The following is a 26553-nucleotide window of genomic DNA, read 5'->3' on the forward strand; positions in this document are numbered from 1 at the left end:
CTACGAGCGGCCAATCCAGCCCAGGCTGGTGTGTTTGAAATCGTCCGGGTATTTCAGGCCGTAGCCCAGCATCCGGTCGAAGCTGGTGTGCGCTACCAGGATAAGCCCCGCCAGCATCAGCGGCTGACTGCTGATCGCCAGCCCGCACAAGCCGACGATAATCCCCAGGGCGCGGTGGTGAGCCACGTTGTAGGTGAATGCGCCAACGGCCGGGCTGATTGCGTAGCCAATCATGCTGATATCGGGTGCCAACAGCAGCGCCGGGAACCACCACCAGGCAAACGCCAGGCGGGAAAACAAATAAACGCAGCCAAGAAACAGGGCCAATTCTTCGAGTTTGAGCAAGGTTTTCATGGTAGATAAAGTGGTGGAGTTAGTTTTTCAATTGCGTTTCGGAGAACCAGCGCAGCGTATCGCGCAGGGCCTGATTCATCGGCGTCGGGCGGAAGTCGGGTAGGGCCGCCAGCGTGTCGCGGTCGTCGAGCCGAATTGTATTTTCGTAGAGGTACAGCATCTCTTTCACTTCCCGCATAACCGGATTAAACAGACCCAGTACCGAGAAAAGCCAGCGCGGATAGACCCGGACGGACGAAACTTTCCCGGTCTGCTGCATCATCTGCCCAAACCAGTCGCGCATCGACGTGTGCGTAGTGCCACCGTAATTCCAGACGCGATACGCCGGTACTTCGTTTGCCGATGTCAGGCGGTCGTGCCAGTGCTGTTCCATTAGCCGGGCCGTTACCTCGCCTGCGTCGGGTGTGTAGACGAACTGATGCGGAATGTCGGCGTTTACGAGCCAGGGCATCGGCTGACCCGTTAGTGCGCCCCGCAGCACCGGGGCAATGCCTTCGTTCAGTACGTTCGGCCCCCAGAAATCGGGCAGGCGAACCGTCAGCACGCGGCACTGCCCGGCGTCGGCGGCTTGCTGTAACATGGCCTCCAGCTCGACCCGTAGTTGCCCCTTCCGGGTGCAGGGCGCTGGCTGACTATCGGGGCGGATGGGCTGGTGGGTATTGCCGAAGTTGTAGACGTTGCCGGGAAATACAATCGTTGCCGGTCCGGGCAGGGTTCGTTCGGGGCGGGGCTTCGCGGCTTCGATGACGTGGCGCGTCACCGACTCCATCCGGCCAAACCACTGATGATACGGGTAGTTGATGGCATGAACGATGAAGTCGACATCGGCCGCCAGTGCATCGACCCTGGCGGCATCCTGCGCGTCGCCTTCGACGATAGTGAGCAGTTGGTTGGTGGCAAACAGTGCCGTTGCTTTGGCTCGGTTGCGGACCAGTATCGTTACTGGCCACTGCCGGGCAAGGAGGCTATTCGTAATCGCGTAACCGATACCGCCGGTTGCGCCCAGCACCAGTGTTTTAGGGGGCGTGTGCATAACAAAACGTGTTTGTTTGAAGACGCAACAAAGGTGGTGCGGGGCGTCCGGGCGGCTGGTGACCGAACGTGCAAATCGACTGACCGATGACGAAAAAATGGCGGTGTGCGCGCTAACGACCGTTCGCTGCCTATCTTCACCGTCGATTTACGCAGTACCTATGAATGAGTTGAAGCGGCTGTACGCGCTGTGCCGGAAGTCAGATTCTGTTTTTCTAACCGTGCTGATGCGCTACCTCGGCTACCGGCTATCGGGCAAGATGATCTTCGCGCACCAGCAGGCCATTATCAAACACGCCGACCATATCTCAACCAACGGACCGCTGAAAGTTGGTCTCGACTATGCTGGGTTCGTCCATCGCAACGACGTAACGTATTTGAACATCGATGGCCGGCTCGACTGTAAGGGTACCGCGTCGATCGGGCGGGGGTGCCGGATGGCAGTTGGTGCGCAGGGGCGTATCGAGCTGGGGCAGCGCACGTTTATCAACGCACTGACCACGTTCGTTATCATGCACACACTACGCATCGGCGACGACTGCAACATCTCGTGGGAATGCCAGTTTCTCGACGACGATTTTCACGAGATTTATTACGAAGGCCGCAAGGCGCAACCCTCGCCCGATATTACCCTGGGCCGGCGGGTATGGGTCGGGTCGCGGGTGTCGATCTACAAGGGCACGACCATCGCTGACGGCTGTGTGATAGCCGCCAACTCGGTCGTCAGAGGAACATTCGACGAACCAAACACGCTGATTGCCGGGAACCCGGCCCGCGTGGTGAAGCGAAACGTAAGCTGGTAAGCTACACTTCTTCAACCGTCACGACCCGCGCCATATCGTCCCAGAAACTCGGGTATGATTTAGCAACCACGCCCGGCTCGTGAATAACAATGGGATGCAGCATCGCTACCGGCGCGAAGGCCATCGCCATCCGGTGATCGTCGTAGGTGTCGATTTCGGGTACGGACAGCGTTTCCAGCGGCTGCATCAGCCGACGCACTTCGTAGCGGTGGTTTGTCTCGACCTCTACCAGTTCGGCACCGAGTTTTTGTAGTTCAGCCTGCAAAGCCGCGACCCGGTCGGTCTCCTTAATTTTCAGGCTTTCAATCCCCGTCAGCGTCAGCCGGATACCTTTCATGGCCGCGCAAACCGCTACCGTCTGCGCCAGATCGGGGCAGTTGGTAAAGTCCCATTCGAGCGTGGGTTCGGCAGGGCGCTTGGTCAGCTGGACGCCGGTTTCGGTGAATGTACTTTCGACGCCCAACGGCCGCATGATGTCGACGATGGCGCTGTCGCCCTGCAACGAGCGGGCTTTCAACCCAAGCAGTTCCAGTTCGGCCGTATCGTCGTCGGCGAGGGCGGCTACGCTGTACCAATAGCTGGCCCCCGACCAATCAGATTCAACGGCGTAGCTCTGCGGTGTGTACGGTGTCGGCTGAACGCGCAGTTGGTTGGCTGTCCAGTCGGTATCGACAACGGCCCCGAAATGACGCATCTGCTCGATGGTCATTTCGATATACGGCCGCGAGCCAACCGCACCCGTCAGGTTGATCGTCAGTCCGCTGGGCAGCAGGGGCGCAATCATCAGCAGGGCCGATACGTATTGGCTGCTCACGTCGCCCCGGATGCTGAGTTCACTGTTGCCGTTGGCCGTAAAGCCGTTGAGTTGCAGGGGTGGATACCCTTCGTTGTTGAGGTAGGTAATGTCGGCTCCTAACGACCGCAGCGCATCGACTAGAATACCGATGGGTCGCTCGCACATACGCGCCGTGCCGGTCATAATTTTCTGCTGGTTGGTGACGGTGAAATAAGCCGTCAGAAAGCGCATCGTCGTACCCGCGTCCAGAACATCGGCGGTCTGCTCGGTGCTTTTCAGCAGCCGGATCATGGTCTGCGTATCGCGGGCGCTGGCGAGGTTAGTCAGGTCGCAGCGGAAGCCGGTCAGGGCGTCGATGATGAGGGCGCGGTTGCTTTCACTTTTGGAAGAAGCCAGCGGAATCGTCGCCCGGACGGGGCGGTGGGGGTGAGAGAGTCGAACGGCAGTCATTGCCGCAAAGATAGGGGGCTACCCGTTGTTCGGCCAACTCAATACGTCCGCAATACCCGCAGCCGGTGGTTTTTGTTGATGTGAATGCGCGGATTGCTCAGCAGGTGGAAGATACCACCGCTGACAATCAAACCGCCCACAACCGGAATTACTCCTCGGTTGAACCGTTCGTCGCGAATCAGGTCGGCCGCTCCGTAGATGACCCCGCCAGCGGAAACAGCGTCCCCGCAGCAGTGACGAACGGAATACGACGGTGTAGCATCACCTTCTGCACTTCGTCAAATCGAAACGACACCGGTTCGTCGCGGTTCATCACTTCATTGGCCATTAGTATGGTGAACGTGGTATCGCTGACGGCATACAGTTCTTCCCGGTACTTTTCGCCCCGCGCCTTGAAATGCAGTTCATCGCCCGGAAAAAACCGATACCGGTGAAAACCGCCGAGCGCGTGGTTGACGTCGAGAGCCAGGTATTTCGTCGGACGGGTCTGGGCCAGATAGATGCCGCCCCGCCGTTCGAGTTGCTGCTCAATCGTCAGCGTGTCGCGGGGTTGGGCGTAGCCGGAAAGGAAGAAACCAATGGAGAATAGCGTTGTGATGAGCAGACGAATCATGGTGGCGCAGGTGGGGGTAATGGTCTACCTGATATAAACGCAAAACGTCCCGTTTGTTCGCCGATACCCGGAATAAGCTATTCGTCCACCGGAGCAGGTTCCCGACTTACCCGGCGGGAAACCAATCGGATCAGCGTTGACGGACGCATGTTGCGTTCGGCGGCTGGCCAGTGAGCATCGAACAGGGTAAGTAACCACAGCGTAGCCACCGTGGGCATCAGGTACTTATCCCAGGCGATATGCGCTTTGCCCATGAGCAGCAGGTTGAGCAGAACGACCCAGCCCGCCAGCCCACTCACCGGACTGGCAAACCGCAGCACTGTCAGGAACATCAGCCCGCCGAACAGGATTTGCTTTGTTGTTCCGCTAATACCAACCATCTCCAGATGCCGGTCGAAAAAGCCGAGGTTGGGGACTACGAAAAAGCCGTCGTTCATCTGCACGGCCGGAAAGGTGGTGACCAGCAGACCAATGAGTACGAGCCAGCCCAGCACGCTAGCCGCCGACTGCGTTCGGAGGGCGTAAAACTGGAATCTGCGGGTAAGCAGTAGCTCCGGCAAGACGTAGTAGAGCCCCAGACAGGCCGCTGCGTACAACACAAAGCCGGGCTGGTAGGAAGGTTGATACACCGTGCCGTTGTATTTCTGACGGGCAATTTCGGGAGCCGGTCCCAGGCCCTTCCAGAAGAGTAACCAGCCTGCCAGCGTCAGCCCGGCCAGCACGTAGAAAAACAGGTACGGCTTCTGCCGCATCAGCCCCGTAATCGTGCCGGGCCGGGGATCGGCAAACAGGGCTGGCAGCGTTTCGTAGCACAGGATGATCAGCGGAAAGACGACGGCGTACTGCCGGGAGCTGACAGCCGCCACGAAACACAGGCAACTGGCCCAGTGCACCCGCTTCAGGTAAGCCACCCAGCCCAGCAGAATAAACGTCAGGGCGGTCATGTCGGTGTAGAAAAGCGTGCTGCAAAAATAGTAGTATGGAAACGCGACTAGCCCCAGCGCGGCCAGCCAGAACCGTTTGGCGTTGGGGCTCATCGCCAGAAATAGCGTCAGGATGCCGAAGCTTAGTGTGAAACTGAGCAGACGCAGATGCTGAAGCGATTCGCCAAACACGTTGATAACCCAGCCGCCAACCATAAACGGCAGCGGGGCAATGACTTCGGGGTACGTATTCAGCAGGTGGGCCGACGGAATCGGTTCGTGACTAAACAGAAGCACCGTGGGCCAGAAGTGAATCTCGTCGCCATACAGGCCATTCATGAGGTAGTTGTTGGCGATAAAAACCGCGGTGTACGCCAGGCCAATCAGTAACAGAGCTACGACTTGATAGAATTTCATAAGGTATTGGTTGTAAGGAGGTTGACAGGTTGCGATTGAGGTATATCGTTACGTTGGCGGCAGTAGCCGATGAGCTACATGAAAAATAAGCAGCGTTACCCGACTGCCGACTCCTCCTTTTATTGACCGGAGCCGGAAAAGGTGATGATTGGTCGGTGAAATAGCGTTGGCTGAAAACAAAAAAACCGGCTCTGCCATGTAGCGGAGCCGGTTCGGAAAGGGCGTGTAAGCCCTTATTGGGTGATGACTTTACCTTTCGGAAACTTGACCTCGTAACGGAAACTCAGTGCCTGACTTTCGCCGGGTTTGAGCGTCAGTCGCCAGGTGAGCTTACCCGTTTCGGGGTTCAGTTGCGCTCCGCCGTTCTCGGTTAGCTGCACCACAATCCGCTCGTCGGTCGACACCGGAATCTGATCGTAGACGGTCAGGCTGATCGGTTCGGGGCGGGTGTTGCGCAACGTAATGCGGTAGGCATGGGCGTCGCGCTGATTGCCGCCAAAGGTCTGCCGCGAGTTGACGTCTTCGATCTGTTCGCGCTTGGCGATGATGCGCTTGTCGCGGCCCAGCGACAGGGAAAGCGTGTCTTTAGCTTCGGCCAGACTTACCTGCGATTCACCGACAAACGTACCTTCGAAATAGATGCGGGCCGTGCCGTTGAGCAGGTTAAGCTTGTCCCAGCCTGTGATTTGGGCCGTCAGGAACGCGTCGGGGTCGAGCTTGGGCGTGATTTCGTAGCGGTACGACGCCGGTAATTCTGCCGTCTGTACGTCGACCAGTTGCGGACGATTGTTGGTCAGAATTGTGTACGGAATCGCAATGTCGAAACTGACGTTGGTCGGCTGATCGACGGCCTGCGTAAATGTGGCGGTGTTTGTCAGGTCGGCGGCTGGGGCGGGGATGACTTCTTCGGCGTTCGGACCACCTTCGAGTTCAGCTTTTTTAGCACGTGCGCTCATGCGAAGTGTTGGTGCTGCCTGACTGTATGCTACTGGTGGCTTCGGGTCATAGAAACCAACATAGTCGGTGTTTAGCGTGGGCGACGAACCAGACAGGGTGGGGTTGGCCGTCGAGAGCGTGAGTTTGACGTTCTGCCAGTCGAAGCCGGTATTCTGGTACACCTGCGCTTTCATCGCCAGCGACGCCGGGCTTTTCGTGTCGCGCACCCGCACGTCGTACACGGGCGACCAACCCGCGCTGTTGACGACATAGCTCAGATTCAGCGAAACGGCCGTGCGGCTGCGGGCGGTCAGCGTCACTTCGATCTCACCAACGGGCCGTTCGCGCTTGGCGTCCTGCTCTTTTACCTGCGCATCCAGCCGGTCGACGCGTTTTTTCTGTTCGATAATACGTCGGTTCAGCACCAGCAACTCCTGCCCGATGCGGGTCAGGCGTTCGCGGTAGAAAGCCGCCATCTCCGACACCGCCTTGACCGTCGCGCCCTGATCCTTCCCAGCGACTTCCTTGTTCGCCAGAATCAGGCTGCGCTCCTGCTCCAGCACGTCCTTTTGCACCAGCAGCGATTCGTAGGCGTCGCGCGTCGTGCGGAGTGAATCGTCCAGCCGCTGCAACGAGGCCGGGCGCGGGGCTTTGTCGAGGAAGTTGGTGCGAAACTGAACCCCCTGAATAACAGCATCGCCCTTGCCCGATACCTGTATGCTTTGCGGGTCGGTCTGGGCGGGGCATTGTCGATGATCAGCCGGGTTGTACCCGCGTCGATGGTTGCCGTGGCCTGTGCTGCGAGCTGCGCGCGATTTAGAAAAACGGTGGCCTGCCGAAGCGTAGCCTGCACGCGCAGCTCATCAGCCGACTGGGCCTGGGCAAGTGTGGACAGAAAAACGAAAAGCAACAACGGTAATCGGTTCATCGGATTTGTGTTAATGAATGGTAAACTACCCACTAGAGTACGTTGACGTAGTTATTCCATAGACCCCACCCGATACGGCTCCGTTTAATCCGGGTTGTAAACTTTTCTTACTCCAGCGTTACCCGGCGAATGCGCAGGTCGTGTTTCTGGTTCGCCTGCGCCGGCGTCATCCCCGGCCCAACCGACAGCTGAATCGACTCGATCGTCGCCGGATCTAAGCGGGTTGCCGGACTCGTGGTATTGATAAAGTAAGGCAGAAACGACGGGTACGGACGGGGCAGACTGACGAACGGTACCGGTTTCAACTGATTGACAGGCACCGCAAACCGACCCGTCGTCGCGTCGACCAGGACCGTGCCGCCGTAAACGGTGCCGCTGCGCGTAATCAGGGCTACCTGCACCGGGCAGGGCTGGTTATCGAGCGAGCGGCCGTACAGCACGAGATTGGGAAAGGACGATACGTCACGGCGTCGCCCGGCTACGTTTGCCGCGACGTAGTAGCGCATCGAATAATCGTAAATCGGTTTGGCGTTTTTGTCTTCCGGGTCGGTCGTCGCCAGGTTGGTAATCGGCAGCCACAGTTCGGCATCACCCGTTTCCGACAGGGGCAACAGCCGTGACTCCGGCAGGTAATCCCGGCTCAGTCGATCGGTGTCGGTAGCGGCATTGAACAGGCTGATGGGCGTCTGTTTCGGCATCACCCGGACGGACCAGGCCGCCGTATCGTAAAAATCCCAGCTGTCGGGGCTACCCGCTACGCCCGACGGATAGGTTCGTGTATTGCCTTTTTCCGTTACGGCGATGGTGTAGCGCAGGATGCCCTCGCGAACCAGCGACGCCGGAATCTGGGCCGTGTACGTATACCCCCGGCTCCGTTGCAGCGGAATCGTTTGCCGCTGCTGATCGACACCCGTTAGAAACAGGTTGACCGCTTCGGGTTCGTTGACCGAAACGATCGTTGCCGTCAGCGACAAGGGTTGTCCGGTTGTAGCGGTCGGGAAAGGCTGGTGCAACACATACGTCTGCGCGACTGAGGTTGCCGGGGCCGTAAACTCGTTTAGCGTAAGATTTTTCCAGCGGCTATTGCCCGACAATTGTGTCGTCGCACCCTTGCGTACCAGCAGATACGAGCCGGGCGATACGGGTACCGTCATGCCGCTGACCTGCCCGGTAAATGCGTTGCCGTCGTTGAGTGGGCGGATGGTAAAGTCGGTGCCGAGGTCGGGCAGGTTGATCGTCATGGGCCAGGTTCGCCAGTTGATGACCACGTTTTCCTTGCTCAGGTTGTTGCGTTCGAACACATCGCGCACCCAGACGGCGTCGGGCATGAGTTCGAGTCGCCATACGCCCGGTTCGATGCGGTCGAGGAAGTACGCGCCCGTGCCGTCGTACTGGACCACCGCCGACCGGCCGTATCCCGCGATCTCGGTCAGCTTGTCGGGGGCGGGCAGTTTGGCGTCGGTATCGTTGGTGTAGATAAACTGCGTGTCCGTGACGAGTTCGGCGAGGTTGCGGACGTAGCTGATGCGGAAATCGTTGAATAGCGTGTCGGCCGGAAACCGCTTCCCCGACTGATACAGCGGCACCCGGTGAAAAACCGCCGACGCCAGTTTCAGGCTCAGCGCTTTCTGGGGCGCGTAGGCCAGGTTCATGAAGTGCGTCGCGTATTCGGTATTCGACGCGGCCATGTATGTCGGGTCGTAGGCAAACTGATGCGCCAGCTGCATACCGGCTTCGCGAAAACTCCGCGCCATCGCCGGGTAGATGTACGAACTGCCAACGTCGGCCGCATCGAATTCGTAGACAATCTTCGCCATCTTTTTGAACCCCGGCTTGTCGGCGAAGGGGATCGTGTACCGGTCGACGTTGGGCAGCAAATTGCCGGTCAGGGCGTGCCGCGATTCCAGACCCGTGGGATACCACTGAAATGTACCGCCCTGAATCGTCGAGTTGATATAGGCGTCGGCGAGGTGAATACTGTGGCTGATGTTGTAAAAAATGGGTTTCTGGCAACCGGTCCGGCGCATCGCCGTCACCATCCGGTCGATGAAGGTCGTCACCTGCGCGGGTGTACCACCGTGGTGCGGCTCATTGCTGACTTCCAGCACCGTCAGATTCGGTTCGTCACGATAAGCAATACCCGTGTAGCGATTGACGTGATTGAGAAACTGGTACAGGTAATTCTCCTGCGCCCGGATTGCATCGGGGTTGGTCAGGCAGGCTGCCTTGCCGTATTTGGCCGAAAAGCCGGGTGTTTTCTCGTCGGGTTCGGGCCAGCCGTTGCCCCAATATGCAATCGGCGTCAGCACAAACCGGATGCCCCGGTCTTTCAGCTGTTTGAGCGTAAAATCGAGGAGCCGCAGATGGTCGTTGTCGAGCAGGTTGCCGAGCGTGTCGCTGATTTCCGTATCCCAGACATGGACCCGATACGAGTCGAAGCCTAGTCGGGAGAAGTGATAAACGTCGTCGGCGATGGCTTTCTCGGGCGAAACACCCAGCTTCTTCGCCGTGCGATACGCGTAGGCAAACGGTACGGTGTAGTTGGTACCAAACCCCTGCACTTCGGCACCCGGCCGCTGACCGGGTGTTTTTCCCCAGCGAAGCACACCGGCTTTATCGACGTATACATCGGCTGTTTTCTGCGCATTGGCGACCGTGCCGACGAGCAGCAACAGGCCCACAAAAAGTTTCTTCATTCGTTGGCAAGGGTGTTTTTCTAAACGGTTAACGCCCCGAAGCGAGCATCAGGCTCGTCAGCAGGGTGAGAACCCGGAACTACAAAACGTACGACCGCCCGACGAAGATGGTTCCTCAGATCGATTGACCAAAAAAGCCGATTCGACCCGTGCTACGGACTGTCTGGCATTGACGGGTGCGTACTTGACGTTGTCAGTCAATGCATAACATCCACCAGTGCACAGTGCCCTGCCGCCGGGTTGTCGGCTTGAAAAAAGTGAGAATCCGTACGAGCAGGACGGGCTAACCGTGGCTCGTCAACGAATCAACGTCGGAAAATGGGGGAGGGGAGAGCAAAGCGCAGAAAGACGTATTTTTGCGCCATGATTTCTGCCAACGCACTACGCTCTTTTACCGAACAGATATTTCTGGCCATTGGCTGCTCTGAATCCGACGCCCAACTAGCCGCCGACGTGCTGGTCAGCGCCGACCTGCGCGGGGTCGACTCGCACGGAGTGGCTCGCCTGCCGGGTTACGTCCGATTGTACGACAATGGACGAATCAACCCGCAGCCACGTATGCAGATCGTCCACGAAACACCGTCGACTGCCGTTGTCGATGGCGACAGGGGGCTGGGGCTTGTGGTGGGCCCGTGGGCAATGCAGGTTGCCATCGAGAAAGCGCGGGTAGCTGGAACGGGCTGGGTCGCGGTGCGTAATTCCAACCACTTCGGCATTGCCGGTTACCATGCCCTGCTGGCTGCCGATCACGACATGATCGGGCAGGCCATGACGCACGCGGCACCGCTCGTCGCGCCGACCTATTCGCTGGAGAAGATGCTGGGTACCAACCCGATCGCCGTTGCTGTTCCGGCCGCTACCGAACCGACGTTTCTGGCCGATTTTGCCAGCACGGCCGTGGCCTACGGAAAACTCGAAATCCTGCAACGCAAAGGGCAGGACCTCCCGCTGGGCTGGGCGCAGGACGCCGAAGGCAACCCCACGACCGATGCCAACGCCGTGCGGAACGGGGGCGCACTCGTGCCGCTGGGTACCGACCGTGAACACGGTTCGCACAAGGGCTATGGCTTGGGCGCGATCGTCGATATTTTTTCGGGCGTGCTGTCGGGTGCGAACTACGGGCCGTGGGTACCACCTTTCGCTACCGCGGGATTTATGAGTGTTAACGAAGGTGTAGGGCAGGGGACGGGCCATTTCTTCGGTGCCATGCGTATCGACGCCTTCCGCCCCGCCGATGAATTCAAAACCCACATGGATACCTGGATTCAGCGATTCCGGCAGGCAAAAGCGGTTGAAGGCAAACAGGTGCTGATTCCCGGCGACCCCGAGCGGATGATGGAAGCCGACCGACTTGCTAACGGGATTCCCGTCGTGGAGCCGGTTATGAAAAGCCTGCTCGAACTGGGTGAACGCTTCGGTGTAACGCTGGCGCAGTAATAGAAAATGAAACGAGGCCGTTCGCTGGGCCTGCGTTTCTGTAGGGTCAACGAACGGCTTCGTCGTGAAGTGATGTACGAAAGCAAGTGCTTGATTTGTTGAAATTTGACGCTTTTTGTCATTCTGAGCCTGCGAGGAATCTTCGGTAGAAAAAGGGTTCAGCCCAGCTTCGAAGCCCCCTCGTAGGCTCGGAATGACAAAAACTGGCTATCCGCAACTATATATAGCGACTAACGTCTAGGCGGGACCGGAGCCGGAACAACGTTTTCTACTGGCTTCGTCGATTTGAGGTACGCGAAGATGGCATCCAGATCCGCGTCTTTGATGGTGCGGTAATTGGGCCACGGCATCGGTGGCAGCAGCATGCGGTTGGTAGCAATACCTTTGGACTTCCCCTGTACCAACGCCCGTTTGAACTGGTCTCTCGTCCAGTTGCCGATGCCTGACGCGTCGGAGGTGAGGTTGGCGGCAAACGAAACGCCCCACGGCCCCACGGCGGCTGTATTGTCGCCGTTGAACAGCACCCACTCTTTTAGTGCATCCGTATTCGGCGCAGGCAGCGTACGGTCGGCTGGGTAACCGGAAAGGGCTTTGCCTGCTACGGGTTCGGGCCCCTGGGGACCCATCGCTTTTGGCGAATGGCAGTCACCACAGCCCATAATTGCAACCAGATACTCACCCCGCTTGACGAGTGCCTGATCGGGTGGTAGCCGAACCGCAGTGGTTGGCGGCTCAGCGGGTTTGCTGGAAAAACTGACCGTCAGCAGGGCGGTGCCAAAAACGAGAGTTAGTGCTACTAGATTGGATAGTTTCATGGTAAAAAAGGGGTTCTGTGAAATCGTGCTAAGTAGCTAATTATCTGTCAGTTATTTGCCAGATTTCATACTCCTGGAAGCCGAAATGAGTAAACGGTTATTCTGCGAATAAGCCGGGCGATTGGTAAAAACAAAAGCAGCCCCAAATCTCAGGGCTGCTTTTGGTAACGAGCAGACGGTGTGCTGCTTACAGATCGTAAATTACCGCTTCGTAAGGGCGAAATTCAGTCGAAGGCGTGTTGGATGGATAGTTACCGATCAGGACGGTAGCCCGGCTCAAGTCAAGGTCGATAGTAGCCGTGGCCGGTTCGGCAGAGAAATTCAGCAGTACCAGCAGACGGCGGCCTTCCCAGGTTCGCGTATAGGCGTAGACCTGCGGATTGGCCGCGTCGAGCAGCGCGTATTGGCCATAAATCAGCACGTCGTTTTCCCTGCGGAGTCGCACCATCTTTCGGAAATAGTGCAGGCAGCTGGCGGGGTCGGCTTCTTCCGTCGCTACGTTCACCGTCGGGTAATTGGGATTTACGCTCAGCCAGGGCGTGCCGGTGGTAAAGCCCGCGTTGGCCGAATTATCCCACTGCATGGGTGTACGACCGTTGTCGCGGGCTGTCACTTTGTGCGACTCGATAAACTGCGTCAGGTCGCCCCCTTCGCGCTGCACCAGCCCGTGCCAGCCGATGGTTTCCAGGTCGCGGTAGTCCTCGATCCGGTCGAACCGGATGTTGCTCATGCCCAGTTCGTCGCCCTGATAGTAGTAGGGCGTTCCCCGCATCGACAGAATAAACGTCGTCAGCATCTTGGACGACAGTTCGCGCCATGCCGGGCTATCGTTGCCCCACCGGCTGACCATGCGCGGCTGATCGTGGTTGCCGAGGTAGATAGTGCCCCAGCCCCGCTCAGCGAAAACGGCATCCCAGCGCGACTGTATCGCCTTGAACTCGACCAGGTTCCAGCCCGTCGGCGATATCATCTTGCGGGGCAGCAGTCCCAGATAAGCGATGTCGAAGTGGTACGCCATGTTCAGCTCGTGCCGGTCTTCGGCGACGAGGTCCAGAATCGTTTCGGTCGATGTACCTGGTCCTTCGGCAACGGTCATCACGTCGTATTTGCTCAGCACCTCCCGGTTCATCTCCTGCAAATACTCGTGCAGCCGGGGCCCCGAGGCATAAAAATAATCCCACATTTTGCCCTGATACCGGTCGGGGATGGGCGGGAAGGTCGTGTCTTTGGAGATGAACGTAATCACGTCCATGCGGAAGCCGTCGATACCCTTCTGGAACCAGAAATGCATCATGTCGTAGATGGCCCGGCGCAGGGGTTCGTGTTCCCAGTTGAGGTCGGGTTGTTTCTCCGAAAAGTAATGCAGGTAATATGCGTTCGTCGTTTCGTCGTATTTCCAGGCGTCGCCGTCTTTGTCGAAAAAACTCCAGCGCGGGGCCGGTTTACCGTTTTCGGCAGGCCACCAGTGGTAATAGTCGCGGTACGGGTTGTCGCGCGATTTGCGGGATTCGACAAACCAGATGTGCTCGTCGCTGCTGTGGTTGACGACGAGGTCCATGACCAGTTTGATACCCCGTTCGTGCAGGCCGGTCAGCAGGCGGTCGAAGTCGGCCATGCTGCCAAACTCGGCCATGATAGCCTGATAATCCGAGATGTCGTAGCCGTTGTCGTCGTTGGGCGAGCCGTAAATCGGGTTGAGCCAGATGACGTCGACGCCCAGGCTTTGTATGTAGTCGAGCTTGTCGATAATACCGGGTAAATCACCGATACCATCGCCGTTACTGTCGTTGAAACTGCGGGGGTAAATCTGATAAACGACCGCTTCTTTCCACCAAATTTTTTCCAAGGTTATAGCGCAATTAGTTCTGTTTGTAAAGATAGGATTGATGGAATCCCACCGTCAGCTCAGCTGATTTTTATGATTTTGGGTCCATTTTTTCGCGGCTTCGTCAAACTCATTTAGACCGCCTGCCGTTCTCCGGTCGATTCCCATAACCTATGTCAATGACGGCACTACAATCTGCCCAATCTGTACCGAATACGTCTTCCCCACATACGCCCCACGGCAATCTGAAAACCGGCCTGACGGGGGTTCACTACGAAATCTTTGTACGCTCCTTCGCCGACTCCAACGGCGATGGTATCGGTGACCTCAACGGTGTAACGGCCAACCTCGATTACTTGCAGGATTTGGGTATTTCGGCCATCTGGCTTATGCCCATTAGCCCCTCGCCGACCTACCACAAATACGATGTCACGGACTACTACGGCATCGACCCGGAATACGGTACGCTGGACGATTTTCGGCGACTAATCGCCGAAGCGCACCGGCGCGGTATCGACGTGATTATCGACCTCGTACTGCACCATACAAGTACGAAGCACGCGTGGTTTGTCGACGCATCAAAAGGACCGGACAGCCCGTACCGAAACTATTACCACTGGCTGACACCCGACGAGATTCGTCGGCGAAAGCTCAACACCCGCGACATCACAGCCGATTCGGGGGAGAAAAATCCGTGGCATGCGGTGCCGGGCGCGCGCTATCCGGAGAAGTACTACGGTATGTTCTGGGGCGGGATGCCCGACCTGAATTTCGACTACCCACCCGTACGGGAAGAGATGTTCAAACTGGCCCGGTACTGGCTCAACGACATTGGCGTCGACGGGTTCCGGCTCGACGCGGCCCGGCATCTGTACCGCGAGTTTGAGGAGCCGAAAAATCATCAGTTCTGGTACGAGTTCGGGCAGGTGGTAGAAGCCGCCAAACCGGGGGCCTATACCGTCGGTGAAGTCTGGACCCGGCCGGAACGCATCGCGCCTTACTTCCGGGGGCTGCGCGCCAATTTTAATTTCGATCTGGCCGAAACTATTGAATCGGTGGTGCGCCGGGAATACGACTCCGACGATCTGGTGGAGTTTGTGACGTATGTACAGGGGGCCTTTGCAGAAGTGAACCCGCAGTTTATCGACGGCATTATCCTGTCGAACCACGATCAGAACCGCATCGGTAGTCTGTTGAAGGGAAGCCCAAAACACCTGACAACGGCCGCTAACCTGCTGTTGACCCTGCCGGGAAATCCGTATTTGTACTACGGCGAAGAAATCGGGATGCTGGGCATGAAACCCGACGAGAGCATCCGGGAGCCGTTTCTCTGGGCCGACCGTGCCCACGACAAGCAGCGCACCTCCTGGCGACGGGGCCGCTACTCGACCAGCCAAACTATCCGCCCTTATCGGACCAACGCAACGACCCAAACTCGCTGTTTAGCCATTACCGACGCGTGATTCACTTCCGCAACAGCCACCCGGTGCTCAACGACAACCTGAGCCGGATTGGTGAAGCGGGTATCCGGCAGCGGGGTACGCTGGCCTTTACCCGACAATCGGCCGATGGGCAGCGTGTACTGGTCGTGCATAATCTGTCCCGAAAGGCGATTGATGTGGTGCTGTCGCCCAACGAAAGCTGGTGTCAGCAACTGGTCTGGTCGTCGGTGGAGGGGGGTACTTTTCAGGATGGTACAGTAAGCGTACCTGCCTACAGCTTCGTTGTGCTGGCGTAGTCTAACGGGTTTGCCACAGAACTAGATCAAGCATTTTGACAGTCGAAATATCTGCTTTGGGATATGTTTGCCTGAACTGAGTAATGAGCCGTTGTCCTTGCTCCGATGCGAGATAATCCATGTAACAGCGGCTCATTGCGCTATGCAGGGCACAAACTGCGTCATGCCGTTCCTGATAATTTTCACCCTTTCTAGCTGGTATTTTTACGTTCAGGTACTTTAGCACAACAGAGTCGATGACGGGCATTTGAGGGTCAATCGTTGCGAGCAGTTTGCTGGCGAATGAAACTTCAAACCTGTTCGTGGCTTTGGACAACTCATGCAATACGGTGGCGAAATCAGGTTTTGTACTACGCGAGTCATCGAGTAGTTTGTAGAAAGTAGCGTACCAGGTAGCCGGTTTTTGTCGAATGCGGTAAAAACCGTTGACGCTTTTTTTAAAGTTGTCGTCACTATGTATTGGCTGACCTTCCAGCTCGTTGAATCGTTTCTGAATCGCGAGATATTTGGCAAGGCCGGCCTTAATCTTTACCAGACTCGACTCTATTTGCTGATTCGTAAGGTTGATTGTCAGTGTAGAAAATTGCTGCATGGAAGGCTTGTCTGTGAAGTTGAATTCGTAGTCTATGCCAGCAACCCAACCGTACGGGCGTAGGTATGTTGCAGGGTGATGGTCAGGTCGATGGATTGAATCGTAAACTGACCGGCGGGGTCGGTTATTTGTTCAGCCAACGTCCACTTACCGAGTTCGTTTCTGCTCCATACCTCCACTTCAATCGTTTGCGCGTCAATCAGCACGTATTCCTGAACAGTTGGAATGGCGCGGTATCGGAAAAATTTACGGCCCCGGTCGTAGTCTTCCGTACTGTCAGACATGATCTCGATCAGTACGGTTGGGTTGAGCAGATTGTCGAATTCACCGGGCAACAAGGCTGGCTCGCCACAGACGATTACCAGATCAGGATAAGCATACAAGCCCGTTTCGGGCAGATGGACCCGCATATCGGATGAGAAAGATTGGCAGGGTCCCTCTTCGAGATGGTTGATAACTTTGCCATTTACGTTGTCGCGAATGCGGTTGTGGTTGCGTGTTGCGCCGGCCATCGGAATAATTTCACCGGCAAAGTATTCGCTTTTGTCGAGGGCCTGCCGTTCGCGCGTCAGATACTCTTCGGGCGTATAGAGCCGCTTTTCTGTTGCAATCATACGGATAGTGATGTTGAGTCTGACGTTGAAAGATAGCGGTTTATAAGCGATTTTAGACAAAAAAAGCCCCGGTTCTTCATAAGAACCGGGGCGCAAGTCAGGCGTCAGCCAACTTTACAATTATATAACTCTACAACTCCCTATTTCGCCTTCAGATACGCAAACGGGATAATTACCTCTTCCAGCGAGACACCGCCGTGCTGGAACGTGTTGCGGTAGTGATTCACGTAGTAGTTGTAGTTGTTCGGGTACGCGAAAAAGTAATCTTCCAGCGTAAACACATAAGCCGTCGAGACGTGGGGCTTCGGCAGGAAAAGCCGCTCGGGCTTGCGGCCGACAAACAGGTGGTTGTCGTCGAAGCCAAGGTTCTTGCCCTGCTTGTAGCGCAGGTTAGTGTTCGTTTCGCGGTAGCCGACAATCTTGGCCGGTTTCTGCACCCGAATCATGCCGTGGTCGGTCGTAACGACGAGACGGCCGCCTTTTGCCGCTACTTTCTGCACGAATTCGAGCAGGGGCGAGTGCAGGAACCAGGACCGCATAATCGAGCGATACGCCGACTCGTCGGGGGCCAGTTCCTTAATCATCGCCATATCGGTGCGGGCGTGCGACAGCATATCGACGAAGTTGAACACGACTACGTTGAGCTGATTTTGCAGCAGGTTGTTAAAGTTGTCGACCAGCGATTTGCCCTGATTGACGTTCAGAATTTTGTGGTACGACATCTTCACGTTCAGGCGGCTCTGCTCCAGTTGCCGACGCAAAAACTCGTCTTCGTGGTTGTTTAGCCCTTCGTCTTCGTTATCGTCATTGACCCACAGATCGGGGTGCTTGCGCTCCATTTCGCTGGGCATCATACCGGAGAAAATGGCATTCCGCGCAAAGCCGGTCGTGGTGGGCAGAATCGAGTAGTACGACGACTCTTCTTCCACCGTGAAATAATCGGCCAGCAGCGGCTCAATCACTTTCCACTGATCGTAGCGGAGGTTGTCGATGAGCAAGAAAAACAGCGGAGGCTGCGTGTTGCCTGCGTCCAGCAGTGGGAATACCTTCTTACGCATCAGCTGATGCGACATCACCGGGTGAGGTGCCTTCGGGTCGTTGAGCCAGTCTTCGTAGTTGTCCATGAGGAACTTGCAGAAGGTCGCGTTGGCTTCGCTTTTCTGCATATTCATCACTTCCAGCATACTCTTATCCTGCGAACTGTCGAGTTCCAATTCCCAGTAAATCAGCTTTTTGTAGACTTCCGCCCATTCGTCGAAATCCATACGGTCGTTGTACTGCATGGATATGTTGCGGAAGTCCTGCTGATAGCCGATGTTGGTTCGCTCGGTGACGAGTCGCTTGTTGTCGAGAATTTTCTTAACCGACAGCAGAATCTGATTCGGGTTGAGCGGTTTGATGAGGTAGTCGGCTATTTTCGAGCCGATTGCTTCCTCCATGATGTGCTCTTCTTCGCTCTTGGTAATCATCACGACGGGCAGGTTGGGCCGCATCTGCTTGATTTGCCCAAGCGTTTCTAGCCCGGTCATACCCGGCATCATTTCATCCAGAAAGACGACGTCGTAATTGGACTGCTCTACCTGATCGAGTGCGTCGGCTCCGCTGTTGACGGGCGTCACGTCGTATCCTTTATTCTTCAGGAACAGGATATGCGGTTTGAGCAGATCAATCTCGTCGTCGGCCCAGAGTATCGAATAGTTTTGCATGAGATCAACGGTTAGGCGGGCCATTTTCCAAAGAATAAAGCCCGAACTGGTTTAACTGCAAACGTCTCCTTCTGTTCGGCGGGTTCAGAATTAAGGTTTTTTAACAGCGGGAAGGTGTTGGGTTTGGTCGTCATCTACCCCCCGTCCCCCTGAAGGGGGAGAAGTCCCCGCAGCAAAAACTGCGTCCTCTCCCCTTCAGGGGGACGGGGGGTGAATCGAGGGAAAAGCATAAACTGAAAACCTAGACAGAAAATGGGTCTGTCACCGTTTGTATCGAAACGAACCATAAATTTTGGCGTACTTTTACAGCAGTCTTTCGCTCCCCGAAGACTACGTATAAAAACCTATGAAGCAGTTCCTTTTGAGTTTGTTTGGCTTGCTTGTTCTGAGTGCCACTGTTCACGCCCGGCCGGTCCCGTTTGACTCGGTGGGGGTCGAGAAGAAAGACGGCAAACGATACATTCTCCACCGGGTCGATCAGGGGCAGACGCTCTTCGCCATTGCCCGTCGGTACAAGCGGTCGGTTAGTGCCATCAAAGCCGCCAACCCCGATATGGCCGATGCCGTCCGGTTCGATCAGGTCATTCGCATCCCTATTCCAGCCAACGCGCTGACCCCAAAACAGGCGGTCGCTATCGACAAGGCTATTATCAAGGAAGATCGCACGGTAAAAGCTGCCGCCAAAGCCGCCGACCCGACGCGGACCGGTATTCACGTGGTGGAAAAAGGGCAGACGCTCTACAGCCTGGCAACGCGCTACGGGGTGTCGCAGGATCAGCTCCGTCAGTGGAACAATCTGCCGTCGAACAGTGTGCTGATCGGGCAGGCGCTGATCGTGACGGAAAAGGCACATCTGGAACGGGTGCCCGGCCCGTCGGTAGCGGCCAACACGTCGCGCCCGGCCACGCCCGAACGGGCAGAAACCCCGAAGCCGGAACCCCGGACGGCCGAACCAAAACCGACGGCAAAGGCTGAAACGCCCAAAGCAGAAGCCCCCAAGTCGGAGCCGAAGACAGAGCCCAAAACCGAGCCAACCCGTACGGAGCGCCCCGCTGAGCCGAAACCGACGACCAAACCCGCCACCACCGAACCCGCGTCGACCCGCCCAACGGAGTCCCGCCCCACGTCGGCCGTGCCCATCACCGAAATAGAATTGCCGCACCCCGGCAACGATGCGCCCATGCCGACACGGGGGCGTCGGTTATCGACGACGGGGGTAGCCGAAATGATCGACGGCACCGACGGATCGGGCAAGTACCTTGCCCTGCATCGGAGTGCCCCCGTCGGTACGCTGGTGCAGGTGCGCAATGCGTTCAACAATCAAAGTATCTGGGTGAAAGTCATCGGTCGTTTGCCCGATACCGGTGTCAACGACAAGATTCTGATAAAGCTGTCGAGTCAGGCATTCGCGAAACTTTCCCCCGACGACCGGCGTTTTCGAGCCGAAGTCAGTTATATCGCGCCGTAGGTGCGCAGTTTAAGGTTTGTTGTTCAAGGTTCAATGTTCCTTCTGCGCTGGCAAAACTTTAAACGTTAAACAACAAACCTTAAACCCAACTATGGAAACTAAAGAAGAGCGCTTTGCCCGGCGGCATCAGGAACGGGAAAAGAAGATGAAGGCTACGCCCGGCTACATGACGTTCAACATCATGTTTACCTTGGCTTATCCGTTCATTGCGGTCTTCACATTTGTTATGTCGACGTTGCTGGCCCTCTTTTCGGGCGTTTCGAAAGCAATGGCCTGGGTTGTTAGCGGAGGGCGCTCGCATTGATTCGGGCCGAAGTCGCCGACCTGCTAAACCGCAAGGTCGATCAGTACAATGGGCCGTCATTTATTGAGCGCGACCCCGTTTCCATTCCCCACAAATTCACGGTTCGGCAGGATATCGAGATCATGGGCTTCTGGGCAGCGGTGCTGGCCTGGGGACAGCGCCCGGTGATTCTGCGCAAGACCGCCGAGTTAATTGACCTGATGGACGGCTCGCCCTACGAGTTTATCCGTACGCATCAGGAGAGTGACCTCAAACGCTTTCTGGATTTCAAACACCGCACCTTCAACGCGACGGATGCGCTGTATTTCATTCACTTTTTCCGGGAATACTACCTACAGCATAATTCGCTGGAAGATGCGTTTGTGCAGGGCGTCGACCCGAACGCCGAGACGGTTGGCCCCGCCCTGATGGCGTTTCACGACCGGTTCTGCGCCGAAAGTGAGTATTTCCCCGCCCGCACCCGCAAGCACATCGCCACGCCCGCCCGCAACTCGTCGTGCAAACGGCTGCTGATGTTTCTGCGCTGGATGGTTCGGCAGGACGATAAAGGCGTTGACTTCGGCCTCTGGTCCCGCCTGAAACCGAGTCAGCTGGTTATCCCCATCGATGTACACGTCAACCGGGTGGCGCACCGGCTGGGTCTGCTCGACAGCCGCACCGATCAGCCCGCTTCACCCGACTGGAAGACGGCCCTTCGCCTGACCGAAACGCTGCGCGAACTTGATCCGAACGACCCCGTCCGATACGACTTTGCCTTGTTTGGGCTGGGTGTCGAAGGGGAGTTATAAAGCGGGCCGGGCCGGGTCATACCAAACAAAATCCGTTTGTAATGGCTTATTTTGGCAGACAAACTTCCTACACATAGCTGCATGGCCTACGTAATCACGTCAGAACCGTTTGGGGTGCTGCCCGATCAGTACGACCCCATTATTGAATACACAATCAAGGATACCGAAACCGGGGAATACATGACCGTCATACCCGGTTACGGCGGTCTTCTCCGGCGGCTCGCCCTCCGGAAAGACGAGAAGCTGATTCCGATTCTTCATGCCCCTACCTCGCTTTCGTCATTGGTAGCCGACGAGATGTACGCTGGTGCGCTGCTTTTTCCGTACCCCAGCCGAATCAAGCACGGTACGTATAGTTTTGAGGGCAGCGACCACGCGTTGCGGCTCAACGAAATGAACCGCGACAACTCGATCCACGGGTTTATCAGCGACAAAGAATTTACCGTCGTCAACAAGGAAGTTACCTCGACTGAAGCGTGCCTGACGATCCGGTATCAGCACAAAGGCGACACGGTAGGGTATCCGTTTCCGTTTGATTTTACCGTGTCTTATTCGTTGCGTAAAACCGCCGGGCCGACGACCATGCACCTGTCATACGAAGCCCTGAACACCGGGTCGGTCAATTGTCCGGTCGCTTTTGGCTGGCATCCGTACTTTACGTTCAACGGTCAATCTGTCGATACGCTGACGATCACGATGCCGGACCGCGCGCCCATCGTGCTCGATCAGAAAACGATGATTCCGACGGGGCGCGAAGCGGTTCGCGAGAAAGAACCACTGTCGCTGAATGGTGTTCAGCTTGACAATGCCTATGAGCTGAAAACGGGTGAGGAAGGCTATCTGGAAACCAGCCTGCGTTCGGATGCTGCCAACGCCAGTATCGTTATGCGCCAGCAAACGGGGCCGGGCAAACTTAACTACCTGGTATGTTTCACGCCACCCCGCCGGGACAGTGTCGCCATTGAGCCACTGTCGGCCAACGTTGACTCGTTCAACAACGGTGAAGGATTAGTCGTGCTGACACCGGGCCACACGTTCTGCGGAGACATAAGTGTCCGGCTTGAGTAAGGCAATGGGGCGTTGAACCCCCTCCGAGTTCTCCCTGACGGAGAGGGCTATTTTACCCCTAAATCCCCTGAAGGGCAGGGTTGTTATGTTCTGGATAATCTACCCCCCAGCCCCCTAAAGGGGGAGCATTCCGTAAATAGACTTCTCCCCCTTCAGGGGGCCGGGGGGTAAACAGACCGAAGAAAATTTGACCATTATCGGCCCTGCCCTGAAGGGGATTTAGGGGTAGAAGGGTCCTGTCAAAACCTTCATGCCAAAAAACCGTAATAGCCCTGATGGGAGGGGCGTTAATTATTGCCTAACGGCCCGGTGATTGTGGGCTGGTGCTGCGGAGTCCGTCAGGGTAAGCTGTACCACGTCGCCCTGCTGCCAGGCATCGGCACCGGGCTGAATCGGCGGGGATGCGATCGTGGCCCGGTCTTTCCTCTTTGCGTCCGTCGACACGCCGAACCGGCGGTTTCGGTCGGCTACCAACGCTGGGTTTAGCTGTCCGTCTTTCGTAAAGCCCATCATAATCATCGGGTGGCCGATGGGTAGCGTAAAATCCTGGTCGGTGTGCCAGGTATGAAACGTCTTGCCGTAGGTCGACACCAGCTTTTCCATCAGTTCGTGCTCGGCTAGTTCCGGAATGCCGGGCGCAATCAATTGACCGGATTTTACTTCGAACACGTGGCTGTGCCACAGCTTTTTTTCGTCAGTGGGCAGGCTGGCAAACAGCTTCTCCGAAACGATGTATTCAACCCCCATGATCTTGGCGTTTTCGCCATTGCCGTCGTAGATGATGCACTGGGTTACGTCTTCGTTGATGACCGAGCAGAAGTGGTGCGCTTCCATCTGCCCCCGCTGATCGCCGTTGTAAAAGTGAAAACCGTCCAGATACATGCTCAGCTTACGCAGCGGGGCTTTATTCTGGAGCAGGTCGGCACCGGCGGCCAGTGTCTTGGTTTTGGCGGTCGTCGTTTCGCCCGGCGACTTAACGTTCGACGATGTATTGTCGCCCCCGCAGCCCAGCAGTAGTATCCAGGCCGTACTGACCACCCAACGAAACGAAGCCATAGTTGCGATCTGTTTTTCTACAGCTACTGCCGGGGTACCCGAATCGTTGAAAACCGGCCTGGGGAGTGAGGGAGTGGGACGGGTAGAGGCCGGTGGGTAATCGCTTCCGTGTTTGCCGTTTAACCGCTAGCTTCACACCGCGACATCACTTAGCAGATTAGACGAATGACTTTTCTACGTAACGTACCGGCTTTGCTGACCGCCCTGGTACTGTTTGGTCTGACGACCGCCTGCTTCCGCCCAACCGTAGGCCGAATTGCTGCGAAAGGCGCTGAGTACTGGCTCACCAATCCCGACGGCTCGGCTCTGTTCGTGAAGCAACCCGGAATGTTATCGTTTGGCAGCGTTGCCAATGAAAACCCGACGATCGGTATTGACGAAAGCCAGACGTTTCAGACCATCGACGGCTTCGGCTACACCCTGACGGGCGGCAGTGCCATGCTGCTGCAACAGATGGACACATCGGCGCGGTCGGCACTGCTGAATGAACTGTTTTCTACGGCTGGCAACGGTATCGGCGTGAGCTATCTGCGTATCAGCATTGGCGCGTCGGACCTCGACGGGAAAGTGTTTTCGTACGATGACCTGCCGGATGGACAAACCGACCCGGCACTGACCAACTTCTCGCTTGACCCCGATCGAACGTATCTGATTCCGGTGCTGAAGCAGATTCTGGCGATCAATCCAGCGATCCGGATTTTAGGGTCGCCGTGGTCCCCGCCGGTCTGGATGAAAACCAACCGCGAGTCGAAAGGAGGGAGCCTGCTGCCTGACTTTTACGATGCCTACGCCCGATATTTCGTGAAGTACATTCAGGGTATGCAGACGGAAGGTATTCGGATCGACGCGATCACGATTCAGAATGAGCCGCTGCATCCGGGCAACAACCCGAGTTTGCTGATGCTGCCGACCGAACAGGCTGCATTCATCAAACATAACCTCGGCCCCGCGTTCCGGCAGGCGAAGCTCGCTACGAAAATCCTGCTGTACGACCACAACGCCGACCACCCCGATTATCCGCTTGCCATCCTCAACGACCCCGACGCCCGGCAATACGTCGATGGGTCGGCTTTTCACTTCTACGCCGGTCCGATTACGGCACTGTCGGACGTACACAACGCCTACCCAGACAAGAACATATATTTCACCGAGCAATGGGTTGGCGCACCAGGCAACATGGTTGTTGATGTGAACTGGCACGTAAAAACGCTGATCATCGGGGCCACGCGCAACTGGGCCCGGACGGTGCTGGAGTGGAATCTGGCCGCCGACCCGAATCAGAAACCGCATACACCCGGCGGCTGTACACAGTGCCTGGGAGCCGTTACGCTGGCGGGGAACGCGGTAACGCGCAACCCGGCTTATTACACCATTGCTACGGCCTCGAAGCTGGTGCGGCCGGGGTCGGTTCGTATCGCGTCCAATACCGTCAGCGCGCTACCCAATGTAGCGTTTAAGACCCCGATGGCGGTATCACGGTGCTTGTGCTGAACGACAGTGACGCCACTAGGTCGTTCAATATCCGGTACAAAGGCCAGTCGATAGTCAGCACATTGCCCAAGCGATCAGTTGGAACGTATCACTGGTGAACAGGCACCCACTTACAATTCAAACGAAATCCCCTGCGCCAGTGGCATCGTCGTGCCGTAGTTGATAGTGTTGGTCTGGCGACGCATATACGCTTTCCACGCATCAGAGCCCGATTCGCGCCCACCGCCGGTTTCTTTTTCGCCACCAAACGCACCCCCGATTTCGGCACCCGACGTACCGATGTTGACGTTGGCAATGCCGCAGTCGGAACCTGCCACCGACAGGAACCGCTCGGCTTCGCGCAGGTTCAGCGTAAAAATGGCAGACGATAAGCCCTGCGGTACGGCGTTTTGCTGCGCAATGGCGTCGTCGAGCGTCGTGTAGCGGAGTAGATACAGGATAGGGGCGAAGGTTTCGTGCTGCACAATGGCCCAGTCGTTCTGCGCTTCGGCGATGCACGGCTTCACGTAACAGCCCGACGTAAAGCCCGGACCGTCGAGTATGCCCGGCTCCACCACAAACCGACCACCCGCCTGCTGAACGGCGTCGATGGCTTGCTGATAACCCCGCACGGCGTCGGTGTCGATCAGTGGGCCCACGTGAAACGACTCGTCGAGCGGATTACCGATACGCAGTTGCGCGTACGCGTTCGCCAGCCGATTTTTTACATCGTCGTAGATACTGTCCTGCACGATGATTCGGCGGGTGGTGGTGCATCGCTGCCCGGCTGTGCCGACCGCCCCAAACACAATAGCCGGAATGGCCAGGTCGAGGTCGGCATGTTCGGTGACGATAATGGCGTTGTTACCACCCAGTTCGAGCAGGCTTTTCCCCAGCCGACTCGCCACCGCCGTCGCCACCGCCCGGCCCATGCGGGTGCTGCCCGTGGCAGAAAGGAGCGCAATGCGCGGGTCGTGCGCCAGCCATTCGCCCGCCACCTGCCCCCGGTAATCAGGCACGATACACCCTCCGGTACGTCGTTGTTGCGCAGCACGTCGCTGATGATCTGCTGGCAGGTGAGGGCCGTGAGGGGCGTTTTCTCCGACGGTTTCCAGACGCAGACATTCCCGCAGACCCAGGCAATCATCGCGTTCCAGGCCCAGACAGCTACCGGAAAGTTAAACGCCGAAATAATCCCGACGACACCCAGCGGATGCCACTGCTCCAGCATCCGGTGCGCCGGTCGTTCGGAGTGCATCGACAGCCCGTATAGCTGCCGTGACTGCCCCACGGCGAAGTCGCAGATATCGATGATTTCCTGCACTTCGCCCAACCCCTCCTGCAACGACTTGCCCATTTCGTAACTGACCAGTGTACCCAGTTCACGCTTGTAACGCCGGAACTGCTCACCCATCTGCCGGACAATTTCGCCCCGGCGTGGGGCCGGTACCAGCCGCCATTCGGTCAGTGCGGCCTGTGCTGTTTCAACTACGCGGTCGTAGTCAGCGCGGGTGGAGGGGTGAACCCGGGCGATGAGTTGCCCATCGGCGGGGGAGTACGAATCAATCGTTTTCTCGGTCGAACTCCAGAACTGCTGCCCCGTGCTGGTGCCGGGCTTGACGTGTTGAGTCGGTAAGGGAAGGATGGTCTGCATACAAACAAAACGGGTTTGCTGATTACCTAACAAAGCTATCGGCCCGTCGGTAAACAACGTGTAGTTGCTA

General features: G+C 57.0%; 19 protein-coding genes and 3 pseudogenes. 8 read left to right on the plus strand and 14 right to left on the minus strand.

Annotation, left to right across the window (positions count from 1 at the left end; genetic code table 11):
* Both HH216_RS10980 and HH216_RS10985 read right to left on the minus strand, forming a co-directional pair.
* Nucleotides 1-354 (minus strand): DUF4260 domain-containing protein, encoded by a 354-nt coding sequence (locus tag HH216_RS10980; protein WP_169550860.1) that lies wholly within the window; start codon nt 352-354, stop codon nt 1-3.
* A 19-nt stretch (nt 355-373) separates the two neighbouring features.
* Nucleotides 374-1387, minus strand: a complete 1014-nt coding sequence (locus tag HH216_RS10985; RefSeq protein ID WP_169550861.1) for an NAD(P)H-binding protein — start codon at nt 1385-1387, stop codon at nt 374-376.
* A 160-nt stretch (nt 1388-1547) separates the two neighbouring features.
* On the opposite strand from HH216_RS10985, the gene HH216_RS10990 reads away from it, so the two are divergent.
* A complete protein-coding gene (locus tag HH216_RS10990; protein WP_169550862.1) occupies nt 1548-2189 on the plus strand; it encodes an acyltransferase in 642 nt (213 codons plus the stop codon).
* 1 nt (nt 2190) lies between these two features.
* Here the strand turns inward: HH216_RS10990 and HH216_RS10995 are convergent, their stop codons facing one another.
* The 5 genes from HH216_RS10995 to HH216_RS11015 form a co-directional block, all read right to left on the minus strand.
* Nucleotides 2191-3435, minus strand: a complete 1245-nt coding sequence (locus HH216_RS10995; protein WP_169550863.1) for a 3-phosphoshikimate 1-carboxyvinyltransferase — start codon at nt 3433-3435, stop codon at nt 2191-2193.
* Between the two features lie 178 nt (nt 3436-3613).
* Nucleotides 3614-4048, minus strand: coding sequence for a hypothetical protein (locus HH216_RS11000; RefSeq protein WP_254448786.1), 435 nt, complete (start codon nt 4046-4048; stop codon nt 3614-3616).
* 77 nt (nt 4049-4125) lie between these two features.
* Nucleotides 4126-5388 (minus strand): hypothetical protein, encoded by a 1263-nt coding sequence (locus HH216_RS11005; protein WP_169550864.1) that lies wholly within the window; start codon nt 5386-5388, stop codon nt 4126-4128.
* 233 nt (nt 5389-5621) lie between these two features.
* Nucleotides 5622-7043, minus strand: a complete 1422-nt coding sequence (locus HH216_RS11010; protein ID WP_169553346.1) for a mucoidy inhibitor MuiA family protein — start codon at nt 7041-7043, stop codon at nt 5622-5624.
* A gap of 316 nt (nt 7044-7359) precedes the next feature.
* Nucleotides 7360-9948 (minus strand): glycoside hydrolase 5 family protein, encoded by a 2589-nt coding sequence (locus HH216_RS11015; protein ID WP_169550865.1) that lies wholly within the window; start codon nt 9946-9948, stop codon nt 7360-7362.
* A gap of 363 nt (nt 9949-10311) precedes the next feature.
* On the opposite strand from HH216_RS11015, the gene HH216_RS11020 reads away from it, so the two are divergent.
* On the plus strand, nt 10312-11385 hold the full coding sequence (locus tag HH216_RS11020) for an Ldh family oxidoreductase (protein ID WP_169550866.1): 1074 nt from the start codon (nt 10312-10314) through the stop codon (nt 11383-11385).
* A gap of 230 nt (nt 11386-11615) precedes the next feature.
* Here the strand turns inward: HH216_RS11020 and HH216_RS11025 are convergent, their stop codons facing one another.
* On the minus strand, nt 11616-12200 hold the full coding sequence (locus tag HH216_RS11025; RefSeq protein WP_169550867.1) for a c-type cytochrome: 585 nt from the start codon (nt 12198-12200) through the stop codon (nt 11616-11618).
* 187 nt (nt 12201-12387) lie between these two features.
* Nucleotides 12388-14046, minus strand: a complete 1659-nt coding sequence (locus HH216_RS11030; RefSeq protein WP_174842709.1) for a glycoside hydrolase family 13 protein — start codon at nt 14044-14046, stop codon at nt 12388-12390.
* Between the two features lie 158 nt (nt 14047-14204).
* Between HH216_RS11030 and HH216_RS11035 the strand changes: the two are divergent.
* Nucleotides 14205-15763 (plus strand): annotated as a pseudogene (locus HH216_RS11035) (alpha-amylase family glycosyl hydrolase).
* A 1-nt stretch (nt 15764) separates the two neighbouring features.
* On the opposite strand, the gene HH216_RS11040 reads toward HH216_RS11035, so the two are convergent.
* The 3 genes from HH216_RS11040 to porX all read right to left on the minus strand — a co-directional run bounded on the left by HH216_RS11040 (nt 15765) and on the right by porX (nt 18675).
* The gene (locus HH216_RS11040; RefSeq protein ID WP_169550868.1) at nt 15765-16355 is read right to left on the minus strand and encodes a hypothetical protein; all 591 of its coding nucleotides are present in this window, start codon (nt 16353-16355) and stop codon (nt 15765-15767) included.
* 32 nt (nt 16356-16387) lie between these two features.
* Nucleotides 16388-16969: a Uma2 family endonuclease gene (locus HH216_RS11045; protein ID WP_169550869.1), complete on the minus strand. Its 582-nt coding sequence runs from the start codon at nt 16967-16969 to the stop codon at nt 16388-16390.
* Nucleotides 16970-17109: 140 nt separating this feature from the next.
* Nucleotides 17110-18675, minus strand: coding sequence for a T9SS response regulator signal transducer PorX (gene porX / locus HH216_RS11050; RefSeq protein WP_169550870.1), 1566 nt, complete (start codon nt 18673-18675; stop codon nt 17110-17112).
* A gap of 346 nt (nt 18676-19021) precedes the next feature.
* Between porX and HH216_RS11055 the strand changes: the two genes are divergently transcribed.
* From HH216_RS11055 to HH216_RS11070, 4 genes are all read left to right on the plus strand, one after another.
* A complete protein-coding gene (locus tag HH216_RS11055) occupies nt 19022-20143 on the plus strand; it encodes a LysM peptidoglycan-binding domain-containing protein (RefSeq protein ID WP_169550871.1) in 1122 nt (373 codons plus the stop codon).
* A 91-nt stretch (nt 20144-20234) separates the two neighbouring features.
* Nucleotides 20235-20447: a hypothetical protein gene (locus HH216_RS11060; protein ID WP_169550872.1), complete on the plus strand. Its 213-nt coding sequence runs from the start codon at nt 20235-20237 to the stop codon at nt 20445-20447.
* Nucleotides 20447-21235: a TIGR02757 family protein gene (locus HH216_RS11065; RefSeq protein WP_169553348.1), complete on the plus strand. Its 789-nt coding sequence runs from the start codon at nt 20447-20449 to the stop codon at nt 21233-21235. The genes HH216_RS11060 and HH216_RS11065 overlap by 1 nt, the downstream gene beginning before the upstream one ends.
* Nucleotides 21236-21316: 81 nt before the next feature.
* Nucleotides 21317-22303, plus strand: a complete 987-nt coding sequence (locus HH216_RS11070; RefSeq protein ID WP_169550873.1) for an aldose 1-epimerase — start codon at nt 21317-21319, stop codon at nt 22301-22303.
* A 291-nt stretch (nt 22304-22594) separates the two neighbouring features.
* On the opposite strand, the gene HH216_RS11075 is transcribed toward HH216_RS11070, so the two are convergent.
* Complete coding sequence (locus HH216_RS11075) at nt 22595-23359, minus strand: OBAP family protein (protein ID WP_169550874.1); 765 nt, start codon at nt 23357-23359, stop codon at nt 22595-22597.
* A gap of 165 nt (nt 23360-23524) precedes the next feature.
* Here HH216_RS11075 and HH216_RS11080 point away from each other — a divergent pair.
* Nucleotides 23525-24948: pseudogene (locus HH216_RS11080) on the plus strand (glycoside hydrolase family 30 protein).
* 12 nt (nt 24949-24960) lie between these two features.
* Here the strand turns inward: HH216_RS11080 and amaB are convergent.
* Nucleotides 24961-26483 (minus strand): annotated as a pseudogene (amaB, locus tag HH216_RS11085) (L-piperidine-6-carboxylate dehydrogenase).
* Nucleotides 26484-26553 lie beyond the last annotated feature (70 nt).

It is taken from the genome of Spirosoma rhododendri (assembly GCF_012849055.1).
Classification (GTDB): domain Bacteria; phylum Bacteroidota; class Bacteroidia; order Cytophagales; family Spirosomataceae; genus Spirosoma; species Spirosoma rhododendri.

Excerpts from the sequence above, each read along its gene's own strand:
- HH216_RS10980 (WP_169550860.1), bottom strand. The coding sequence starts at position 354 with ATGAAAACCTTGCTCAAACTCGAAGAATTGGCCCTGTTTCTTGGCTGC.
- HH216_RS10985 (WP_169550861.1), bottom strand. The coding sequence starts at position 1,387 with ATGCACACGCCCCCTAAAACACTGGTGCTGGGCGCAACCGGCGGTATC.
- HH216_RS10990 (WP_169550862.1), top strand. The coding sequence starts at position 1,548 with ATGAATGAGTTGAAGCGGCTGTACGCGCTGTGCCGGAAGTCAGATTCT.
- HH216_RS10995 (WP_169550863.1), bottom strand. The coding sequence starts at position 3,435 with ATGACTGCCGTTCGACTCTCTCACCCCCACCGCCCCGTCCGGGCGACG.
- HH216_RS11000 (WP_254448786.1), bottom strand. The coding sequence starts at position 4,048 with ATGATTCGTCTGCTCATCACAACGCTATTCTCCATTGGTTTCTTCCTT.
- HH216_RS11005 (WP_169550864.1), bottom strand. The coding sequence starts at position 5,388 with ATGAAATTCTATCAAGTCGTAGCTCTGTTACTGATTGGCCTGGCGTAC.
- HH216_RS11015 (WP_169550865.1), bottom strand. The coding sequence starts at position 9,948 with ATGAAGAAACTTTTTGTGGGCCTGTTGCTGCTCGTCGGCACGGTCGCC.
- HH216_RS11020 (WP_169550866.1), top strand. The coding sequence starts at position 10,312 with ATGATTTCTGCCAACGCACTACGCTCTTTTACCGAACAGATATTTCTG.
- HH216_RS11025 (WP_169550867.1), bottom strand. The coding sequence starts at position 12,200 with ATGAAACTATCCAATCTAGTAGCACTAACTCTCGTTTTTGGCACCGCC.
- HH216_RS11040 (WP_169550868.1), bottom strand. The coding sequence starts at position 16,355 with ATGCAGCAATTTTCTACACTGACAATCAACCTTACGAATCAGCAAATA.
- HH216_RS11045 (WP_169550869.1), bottom strand. The coding sequence starts at position 16,969 with ATGATTGCAACAGAAAAGCGGCTCTATACGCCCGAAGAGTATCTGACG.
- porX (WP_169550870.1), bottom strand. The coding sequence starts at position 18,675 with ATGCAAAACTATTCGATACTCTGGGCCGACGACGAGATTGATCTGCTC.
- HH216_RS11055 (WP_169550871.1), top strand. The coding sequence starts at position 19,022 with ATGAAGCAGTTCCTTTTGAGTTTGTTTGGCTTGCTTGTTCTGAGTGCC.
- HH216_RS11060 (WP_169550872.1), top strand. The coding sequence starts at position 20,235 with ATGGAAACTAAAGAAGAGCGCTTTGCCCGGCGGCATCAGGAACGGGAA.
- HH216_RS11070 (WP_169550873.1), top strand. The coding sequence starts at position 21,317 with ATGGCCTACGTAATCACGTCAGAACCGTTTGGGGTGCTGCCCGATCAG.
- HH216_RS11075 (WP_169550874.1), bottom strand. The coding sequence starts at position 23,359 with ATGGCTTCGTTTCGTTGGGTGGTCAGTACGGCCTGGATACTACTGCTG.